General features: G+C 60.9%; 9 protein-coding genes. 4 read left to right on the top strand and 5 right to left on the bottom strand.

Going from position 1 to position 8,282, the window contains the following annotated elements:
• Positions 1-517: zinc-binding dehydrogenase (locus RDN59_RS10400; RefSeq protein ID WP_308607773.1), on the top strand; the 517-nt coding region annotated here is incomplete at its 5' end.
• A 30-nt stretch (positions 518-547) separates the two neighbouring features.
• Here the strand turns inward: RDN59_RS10400 and metS are convergent.
• From metS to RDN59_RS10375, 5 genes are all read right to left on the bottom strand, one after another.
• Positions 548-712, bottom strand: coding sequence for a methionine/alanine import NSS transporter subunit MetS (metS, locus tag RDN59_RS10395; RefSeq protein WP_308607772.1), 165 nt, complete (start codon positions 710-712; stop codon positions 548-550).
• Positions 713-737: 25 nt separating this feature from the next.
• Complete coding sequence (locus tag RDN59_RS10390; RefSeq protein ID WP_308607771.1) at positions 738-2,357, bottom strand: sodium-dependent transporter; 1,620 nt, start codon at positions 2,355-2,357, stop codon at positions 738-740.
• A gap of 248 nt (positions 2,358-2,605) precedes the next feature.
• Entirely contained in the window at positions 2,606-3,931 is a 1,326-nt protein-coding gene (locus RDN59_RS10385) for an MFS transporter (protein WP_308607770.1), read from the bottom strand.
• A gap of 116 nt (positions 3,932-4,047) precedes the next feature.
• The gene (locus RDN59_RS10380) at positions 4,048-5,313 is read right to left on the bottom strand and encodes an AMP-binding protein (protein WP_369816132.1); all 1,266 of its coding nucleotides are present in this window, start codon (positions 5,311-5,313) and stop codon (positions 4,048-4,050) included.
• Between the two features lie 366 nt (positions 5,314-5,679).
• A complete protein-coding gene (locus RDN59_RS10375) occupies positions 5,680-6,300 on the bottom strand; it encodes a TetR/AcrR family transcriptional regulator (RefSeq protein WP_308607769.1) in 621 nt (206 codons plus the stop codon).
• A gap of 111 nt (positions 6,301-6,411) precedes the next feature.
• On the opposite strand from RDN59_RS10375, the gene RDN59_RS10370 reads away from it, so the two are divergent.
• The 3 genes from RDN59_RS10370 to paaB form a co-directional block, all read left to right on the top strand.
• Entirely contained in the window at positions 6,412-6,870 is a 459-nt protein-coding gene (locus RDN59_RS10370) for a hotdog domain-containing protein (protein ID WP_308607768.1), read from the top strand.
• Between the two features lie 111 nt (positions 6,871-6,981).
• Positions 6,982-7,968, top strand: a complete 987-nt coding sequence (gene paaA, locus RDN59_RS10365) for a 1,2-phenylacetyl-CoA epoxidase subunit PaaA (RefSeq protein WP_308607767.1) — start codon at positions 6,982-6,984, stop codon at positions 7,966-7,968.
• A 48-nt stretch (positions 7,969-8,016) separates the two neighbouring features.
• On the top strand, positions 8,017-8,282 hold a 266-nt coding region (gene paaB / locus RDN59_RS10360), incomplete at its 3' end, for a 1,2-phenylacetyl-CoA epoxidase subunit PaaB (protein WP_308607766.1).

The raw sequence follows: 8,282 nt of genomic DNA, 5'->3' as shown, positions 1-8,282 counted from the left end.
TGCCACCGGTGGCGTGGGCTCCATCGCGGTCCAGCTGCTCAAGTCTTCCGGCTACGAGGTCACCGCCGTCACCGGCCGCGTGGAATCCCAGTCGGAGTACCTCACCTCACTCGGCGCGGATCACGTGCTTGACCGCGCAGCGCTGTCTGAGACCGGCCGCCCGCTGCAGAAGGCGCTGTACGACGGCGCCATTGACACCGCCGGTTCCACCGTCTTGGCCAACGTGCTGGCGCAGGTGCGCTGGGGCGGCGTGGTGGCGGCCACCGGTATGGCGGCTGGTCCGGATCTTCCTGCTTCGGTGCTGCCGTTCATCCTGCGCGGCATCGTCCTGGCCGGCGGTAACTCTGTCGACGCGCCCCGCGAGGTGCGCGAGGCAGCCTGGCAGCTTCTCGACGAACACCTCGATCTCAACATGCTGAACTCTATTACTGAAACGGTGCCGCTGGCCGATGTCGCCACCGCGGCTCAAGAGCTGCGCGCCGGCACCCGCCACGGGCGCACGGTGGTCGAGATTTAAGCCGGCGCAGAGCTCACTGCGTGTGTCTGTTTAGTGCACTCGGTGGGACAGGGATTCGTCGTCGGTGCCGGGGGCATTGCCCAGCTCGCCCGTGGTGTCATCGTCGCTGCGCGCCAGCCAGATGGAAGAGACCACCAGTCCGCCCCAGATGACGACGACGAAGAGGATGAAGAGCAGGATTGCGCTTGTAGTCATTGTCGTTGACCTTTCCTAATACTCGTTATTTGTCGTCAATTTTCGGTGCGGCTGTAGTACCCGTGGCAAGCGGGTTCGGGGTGCCGGCTGGGCGCCCACCTACGGGGACGCCGTAGTCCGAGGTCTCCATGCCATCCAGGTACTTGTTTCCGCGGAAGGCCACCAGCGGCATGACAAAGCTGGCGAGCAGGATGACGCCCAGCACCGCCCAGCCGAAGAGCCCAATCTGAGTGGAGGAGTAGCCTTCATAGCCCTCGCGGGCAATCGTGATGATCTCGTTGACTAAGAAGTAGACCAGCAGCAGCGGGGTGGCGATGAAGGTCAGGAACTGCCAGAAGCCACCGACCTTGAAGTGCGAGACGGCGTTGAGGTGCTGCTGGATCTCGCGGCGGCGGCCGGTAACCCAACCGACGACTACGAGGGCGCAGATGGAGCCGAAGACGATGCCCAGGTTGTTGGTGAACTTATCCATGATGTCCAGGGTGACCAGGCCTGAGGAGGTGGAGAACAGGAAGCAGGACAGAACCCCCATCGCGCCGCCGACGGTGATGGCGGAAACGCGGCGAGAGATGTTGAACTTATCTGCCACGGCGGAGACAACGACCTCCATGATGGAAATCAGCGAGGTCACACCGGCCAGGAACAGGGAGCCGAAGAAAAGAACTCCGAACAATCCGCCGAGCGGCATGAGGTTAATGATCGTCGGGAAAGCGATGAAGGCCAGACCGATACCAGACTCAGCCACCTCATCCACAGACACACCCTGCTGGGCGGCCATGTAGCCCAGAGTGGCGAAGACTCCGATGCCGGCGAGAACCTCGAAGGAGGAGTTAGCAAAGGCGGTCACCAGACCCGTGTTGGTGAGGTTGGTACGCGGCTTGAGGTAGGAGGCGTAGGTGATCATGATGCCGAAGCCGATGGACAGAGAGAAGAAGATCTGTCCGTAGGCGGCGATCCACACCGATGGATTGCTCAGCACGGACCAGTCCGGGGTGAAGAAGGCGTTGAGCCCCTCGGCGGCGCCGTCGAGAAAGAAGGCGCGGACGACCAGGATGATGAACATGACGGCCAGGACCGGCAGGAAGATGGAGGTCAGCTTACCGATGCCCTTGTTGATGCTCGTAGCCAGCGTGGCGATGCAGACAACCCATACGAGGATCATGACGCCCAGAATGGATGGGACAACGTGCCCGGAATAGGTTGCCTCCGGCTCTGCTTGGAGGAAGTCAACCATGAAGTAGTCCGCGGGAGCTTCTCCCCACGCCTGGTTGACGGACTTGATGGTGTAGAGCGCCGCCCACGCAATGATGGCAGCGTAGTAGATGGCAATGAAAAAGTTCACGCCGACCTTGAACCAGCCGATTCCCTCCCAGCGACTGCTGATACGGCGGAATGCCAGCGGTGCAGAACCGCGGAAGCGGTGACCAATGGCGAGGTCGAACCACAGGATGGGAATACCGGCGGTCAGCAAGGCCACCATGTACGGGATGAGGAAGGCACCGCCGCCGTTCTCATAGGCAACGTAGGGGAAGCGCCAGATATTACCCAGGCCGACGGCGGAGCCGATGGCGGCCATGAGGAACACGAAGCGCGTATTAAAAGTATCGCGTGTAGAGCGAGTCTTATGCGGGGTTGATGTGGTCATGAGAGAACTTTCTTCTTGAGCAAATATCGCGCACCACAAGACCGTAGGAATTGCTTATACGGACCGCGTATGGCGAGTATTAGCGAGAAGCTTAGCCTAACTGCCAACCTATAGGTACCGTTTTGGATATTTATTTCCCCCCACAACATCACACCCCCTTTAGGGCTTGACCTTCCAACCGGAACAAAAGCCAGCGGAGAAAGGGTTAAGCGCTAAAGGGGGTGGCGAGCGAACAACACTCGGGGCGATTAAACGTGCAAATCGCGGTCCTGAATACCCTTCGGGACGGTGAGCACACCAATGAGGGAAACGACCGAAATCGCGATGCCGTAGACGGCGATGGCCATCGAAGTCTCGTACCGCGTGTACAGCATCTCTGCAATCATCGGGGCAAAGGCACCACCGATGATGGAGCCGAAGGCGTAGCCGATGGACACGCCCGACAGGCGCACCCTCACCGGGAACATCTCCGCGTACATGGCCGACTGCGGGCCATAGGTCGCACCCAGGATGACGCCTAGGAGGAACACGGCCGCACCGAAGAACATGACATTGCCCGAGTCAACTGCCCAGAACACCGGGGTGATATACAGCGCCAAGACGATGTAGCCGCCAATGAACGTCGTGCGCCGCCCCACCCGGTCAGACAGGTGGCCGAAGTACAGCGTGCCGATAAACCAACCAATCGACGCGATCAGGGCTACCCCAAGGGCCTGGGGGCGGGTATAGCCCACAACCTTCGTGCCATAGGCGGTGAAGTAGGCGATGACGAAGTAGCCAATCGCGTTGTTGGCGGCGAAGATAACTGCGCACTTGATGACGGTTCCGAGGTGACCCTTGAACAGGACCGCGAGCGGTGCCGTGGACTTTTCCTTCAGCTCTTCCATCTCCGCGAAGGCCGGGGACTCTTCCACCGCCCGGCGAATCAGGTAGCCCAGGAGAATGAGCACCACGGAGGACAGGAACGGGATGCGCCAGCCCCATGCGAGGAACTGCTCCGGAGTCAGGACGGCGGAGAGCACCAGCATAAAAATGGTGGCCAGGAACATGCCGAGGGGTACTCCTACCTGCGGGAACGCACCGAACAGTCCGCGCTTGCCGTGCGGGGCGTGCTCAACGGCCAGCATCGCTGCACCGCCCCATTCACCGCCGGCGGAGAGGCCTTGAAGGATGCGCAAGACCACCAACAAGATAGGTGCTGCCATTCCGATAGAGGCATAGGTCGGCAGCACACCCATCAGCATGGTGGCCAAGCCCATGCCGACCAACGTGACCACGAGGACCGGCTTGCGGCCAAGCCTGTCACCCAAGTGACCGGCCAGGATGGCGCCGAGGGGACGGAAAAGGAAGGAGATACCCAGCGACGCCCAGGCAATGATCTGAGCGAGCGAGGCGCTTTCGTTGGAGACCGGATCGAAATACTGGGTAGCGAAGATCAGGCCGGCGGCCTGAGCGTAGATGAAGAAGTCGAACCACTCAATAGTGGTGCCGACCATCGAACCGGCGAGCACGCGCTTGTGCTCTGTGGTGATTCCCGGCCCTTGGGCAGGCTGTTGGGTGACTGGTGCAGACATAGTGGGAGTCTTTTCTCTATGGGTGCAGAAGCACGGTGGATACAGTTAAAGCCAGTGAACGAAAGGGACAATGGTGAGGCGGGGCGTGCCAAAGAAGCCGAGAACGCGGCAGCGTTTTACTGATCGCGGTTGTCGACGATCCTCTTGGCCTTGCCCTCACCGCAATCGACGTGGTCAGTGATCTCGACGCCAACGGTGACGCCGATGCGCTCCTTGATCTGTTTCTTCAGCCACGCGGCGGAGGCATCGATCTGATCAGGAGTAGCCTCCGAGGAGTGCTCAACCACCAAGGTGAGGTGGTCCATGCGGCCACGCTTGCTCAGCACGCACTGGTAGCGCGGGCGAAGCAGGCGGTCCTCGGTAATAATCTCCTCGAACTGCGAAGGGAAGCAGTTCACGCCGCGCAGGATGATCATGTCATCGTTACGAGCGGAGATACGGTCGATGCGACGCATCGAACGCGCGGTGCCCGGGAGCAGGCGGGTGATGTCGTGGGTGCGGTAGCGGATGATCGGGAAGGCCTCCTTGGTGAGGGAGGAGATGACCAACTCGCCATACTCGCCGTCGGGAACCGGCTGCATGGTCTCCGGATCGATGATCTCTGGATAGAAGTGGTCCTCCCAGACGGTCAGACCGTCCTTGGTCTCCACGCACTCCTGAGCCACGCCAGGGCCCATCACCTCGGAGAGGCCGTAGATATCGGTGGCCGTAATACCGAAGCCTTCTTCGAGTTCGCGTCGCATTCCCTCGCTCCACGGCTCGGCGCCAAAAACGCCGGCGCGCAGGGAGGATTCGCGCGGATCCAGGCCTTCCTTGCGCATGCGGTCAAGGAGGTTGAGTACGTAGGACGGTGTACCCAGGATTGCGTCCGGCTGGAAGTCCTGCATGATCTGGATCTGGCGCTCCGTCTGACCACCGGAGGTCGGAATCGCCGTGGCTCCTAGGGCCTCGACACCATAGTGGGCACCCAGGCCGCCGGTAAAGAGGCCATAGCCGAACGTAATCTGAACCTTATCGCTCTTGCGCAGGCCGCCTGCTCGCAGCGAACGGGCGACGAGCTCGGCCCAAATACGCACGTCATTCTCGGTGTATCCCACGACGGTCGGGCGACCCGTGGTGCCGGAAGAAGCGTGGATGCGGGAGATTTGGTTCTGGCCTACGGCAAACATTCCGAAGGGGTACTCCGCACGAAGGGTTTCCTTGTCGGTGAACGGGAACAACGCAAAGTCCGAGAGTTCCTTGAAGTCATCCGGGTGAACGCCCTTCTCATCAAACGCGCGGCGGTAGTGCGGGACGTTGTAGTACGCGTGGCGAAGCTCGTTCTTCGCGCGCGCGGTCTGCAGCGCGATGATCTCATCGCGAGAAGCGTACTCAATGCCCATCTGCGGGCCGTGGTGGTCAGAGAAGATGTCAAACGTTGCGGTCACGTCATTTGCCTTTCATTTCGAGGAGAGGGAAATTCCACACCCTTTAAGCTCCCTCGAAAGTGCTGCAAGAAGTTGGTTAGCTGGGACAACGCACAAAAGTACGCTAATTACTTACCGTTCGGTTGGGTAAGTCTTGTGACGTACACTACAGGTCATTGTGGTGATAGACAACACAATTAGGCTAAGTTTTTGAAGCGCAACACATCATCGCAGGCCACGGCGGTTTCACAGCCAAAAGAAGCCCCCACCCCCATATGGAGCCCCAACGGCGGAGCGAAACGCTCGCCTCCGACTAGCCGATCAACTACTCGCCCATTGCGACTAGCCCATCGCTTGCGGAGCTAGGCCGCCAAAAACAACACGCTCAAAGGTGCTGGCCAGCTCCTCGGCGTCAAGCCGCCCCTCCGGCTCATACCAATCGGACGTGGAGTTGATCATTCCGAAAATCATGCGGGTCAACAGCGGAGCCTCAATGTCGGAGCGGATAGCCCCCTCCTGCTGAGCCTCCTCCACCAGCGGAACCACGGAACGCGTCAGCATACGGCGGCGCTCCAACGCGCTCCGCTCCACCTCGGAGTTTCCACGCAAACGGAGCAAGAGCGCGACAGACTTCGGGTCGGAGCACAGCACCTCAATCGAGCCTCGCAACAACCCTCGCACCCTCTCCCCCGCCGACACATCGGCTGCGGCCATCTCTTCCGCGACCGCCTCCAAACGGCTGAGCGCCTGCACCACCGTGAGTTCCAGAATCTCTTCCTTCGAGGAAATGTGGTGATACAGCGCAGACTTGGAAATCCCCAGTTCACTCGCCACGTTATCCATCGACGTAGCGTCGTAGCCGCGGGCGGTAAAAGCGCGAACAGCTGCACGAATGACATCTTCACGGGAGTAGCCGGGGCGGCCACGTGCCGCGCCCTGGACAGCGGATTTCTCATTCTTCACGCAGTCCATTCAAGCAGAGAGCCCTGGACGCCGTTAGACTAGTGAGCCACCACACTCCTTTACCTGCTCCCTCGGTAGCACTACGGAAGGCCCTCCCAAGGAGATATTCCCATGAGCACCGAACACCCCATCCTTGCCCCCGGCGTCGCCGAAGGCCCCGAGTTCGCCCACGTGCGCGCCATGTTCGATGACGACCGCGCTACTGCGGAAATTGGCGCGAAAATTACCGCGCTGGACCTCGGCAGGTGTGAAGGCCACTTCACCATCCGCCCGGAAATGTGCAATGGGCACGGCACGGCCCAAGGCGGCTATTTGTACATGTTCGCCGATTCCATCTTCGCCGGCGCCTGCAACTCCGGTGGTGATTTGGCCGTAGCCGCCCACAACTCGATCCACTACATCGCCCCAGCCTTTGACGGGGACGTCGTTGACGGAGTTGGAATTACCCGCCGAGCCTGGGGCCGCAATGGCGTTGTCGACGTCACCCTCAGCATCAAGGGAAAGCCCATCGCCGAATTCCGCGGCACATTCCGCGTGCTGCCCGCCAAGCCCCAGAACCGCACCAAGTAGGGCGCAGCTCACAAACATGGTTGACATAGCTCACACCTGCGCCATATACTGACCAACCAGTCAGTAAGTATCACACAGCCGACACTGAGCAGAGAGGGAACGATTCCTCCCATGACCCCATCAGAGAAAACACTCGCCGCCGTCCCGGCCGCGGATGACGCACAAGCACAGCAGCGCTTCGACGAGCTCATCGCCGAAGACTCCCGCATCGAGCCCACCGACTGGATGCCAGCTGCCTACCGCAAGACCTTGACGCGTCAGATTTCCCAGCACGCGCACTCCGAGATCATCGGTATGCAGCCGGAGGCCAACTGGATCACCCGCGCACCTTCGCTCAAGCGCAAGGCCATCCTCATGGCTAAGGTGCAGGATGAGGCTGGCCATGGCCTTTACCTCTACTCCGCTGCGGAGACCTTGGGCACCTCGCGCGACGAGCTGGTACAGCAGCTGCTCGACGGCACCGCCAAGTACTCCTCCATCTTCAACTACCCGGCGCGCACGTGGGCCGACATCGGAGCCATCGGCTGGCTGGTGGATGGCGCTGCCATCTGCAACCAGGTTCCGCTCTGCCGCGCCTCCTACGCTCCGTACGGCCGCGCCATGGTGCGCATTTGTAAGGAAGAGTCCTTCCACCAGCGCCAAGGTTGGGAGATCCTCTACGAGCTGTCCCACGGAACACCAGAGCAGAAGCAGATGGCGCAGGAAGCTATCAACCGTTTCTACGGCCCAGCACTGCAGATGTTCGGCCCGCCAGATGATGACTCCCCGAACTCCAAGCAGTCCATGGCATGGAACATCAAGCGCTTCTCCAACGACGAGCTGCGCCAGCGCTTCGTGGACATGATCGTTCCGCAGGCCGAGGCCCTTGGTCTGCACTTCGAAGACCCGGACCTGAAGTGGAACGAAGAGCGCGGCCACTATGACTTCGGCGAGCTCGACTGGTCCGAGTTCAAGGCCGTCATCAAGGGCGAAGGCCCCTGCAACGTGCAGAGGATGCAGCGACGTCGTCAAGCGCATGCCGATGGCGCCTGGGTCCGTGAGGCTGCCGCAGCCTACGCCGAGAAGCACCACTCGGCTGATACCTCGCTCATCGCTTAGCCCCTAAGCACACTGCCCAACCAGCTTCGAGACTTTAAGGAAGATTCCATGTCTAGCTCTAACTGGCCCATGTGGGAGGTCTTCGTACGTTCCTCCCGCGGCCTTTCTCACGTCCACGCCGGCTCGCTCCACGCACCGGATGCCACGATGGCCCTGCGCAACGCCCGTGACCTTTACACCCGGCGCAACGAGGGAACCTCCGTCTGGGTTGTGCCCAGCGAGGCCATTGCCTCCTCCGACCCCGACTCCAAGGGCGGATTCTTCGAATCCCCGCAAGGCAAGAGCTACCGCCACGCCACGTACTACGACAAGTC

Origin of the sequence: uncultured Corynebacterium sp., from assembly GCF_902489365.1 — a bacterium.
In the GTDB taxonomy this organism is placed as follows: Bacteria; Actinomycetota; Actinomycetes; order Mycobacteriales; family Mycobacteriaceae; genus Corynebacterium.
This window is presented reverse-complemented; position numbering and strand designations above follow the sequence as displayed.